Origin of the sequence: Pseudosporangium ferrugineum (assembly GCF_003002065.1) — a bacterium.
In the GTDB taxonomy this organism is placed as follows: domain Bacteria; phylum Actinomycetota; class Actinomycetes; order Mycobacteriales; family Micromonosporaceae; genus Actinoplanes; species Actinoplanes ferrugineus_A.
In genome coordinates this window covers 1-1,036 of record NZ_PVZG01000091.1, presented here as the reverse complement: position 1 = coordinate 1,036, position 1,036 = coordinate 1, and the positions used below count along the sequence as shown (strand labels likewise).

Annotated in this window: 1 protein-coding gene; it reads left to right on the top strand. The window is 68.5% G+C overall.

Annotated elements, in window-relative coordinates; all coding sequences use genetic code 11:
* Positions 1-70: 70 nt before the first annotated feature.
* Positions 71-1,036: IS30 family transposase (locus CLV70_RS38885; RefSeq protein ID WP_425440290.1), on the top strand; the 966-nt coding region annotated here is incomplete at its 3' end.

The window sequence follows — 1,036 nt, the reverse complement described above, 5'->3', positions numbered from 1 at the left end:
GGGCGAGTTCAGCCGGTCGTAGCATTTGATCTTGATCGTTCGGTGGGACAGGATGCCCGCCGTGCGCAACATGTTGACCTTGGCTGATCGGGAAGAGATCTCCCGTGGTCTTGCCGAAGGCCTGCAGTACAAGGAAATCGCCCGGCTGATCGACCGGAACCCGTCGATCGTCTCGCGGGACGTCGCCCGCCACGGTGGCCGTGCTGAGTACCGGGCGGTGGCCGCCGACGAGACGGCCGCTGGTGCTCGGCGGCGGCCGAAGGCGTACGCGGTCGACCGGTCGCCACGTCTGCGCACGGTCGTCACCGAGCTGCTGCGCACCGGCTGGTCGCCGGCCTCGATCGCGGGCCGGTTGCCGTACGAATACGCGCACGATCAGGCTGTACGAGTGTCCCACGAAGCGATCTACCAGTGGATGTACGCGCAGCCGGTGTCCACCCTGGCCCGGGAGCTGCTCGCCCTGCGCACCGGCCGCACCGCCCGCCGTTCAGGCCCACGCCCGGCCCCGGCACCGCGGATCCGCGAGCCGCGCTACCTCGACGAACGTCCCGCCGAAGTCGAAGGGCGGCAGGTGCCCGGGCACTGGGAGGGCGATCTGGTCATCGGCAAGGCCGGCAAGAGCGCGGTCGCGACCCTGGTCGAGCGCACGTCCCGGTTCGTGGTCCTGGTCCCGCTGACCGGCCGCGACGCGCTGACCGTCGGCGACGCGGTGATCGCCGCCGCCGGCACGCTGCCGCCGCAGATCACACGGTCGCTGACCTGGGACTGCGGCGCTGAGATGGCCCAGCACGCCCGGATCACCGCCGCCGGGCTGCCGGTCTACTTCGCCCGCCCGCACTCACCCTGGCAGCGCGGCAGCAACGAGAACCTGAACCGGATCCTGCGCGAGTACTTCCCGAAAGGCATCGAGATCACCTCGGACCCGAACTATTTGGCGATGGTCGCTTCCGAAATCAACGACCGACCCCGTAAGATCCACAATTGGAAGAAGCCCTCCGAGATATTCGCCGAACTCGTAGAGGCAAATGCTTCGACT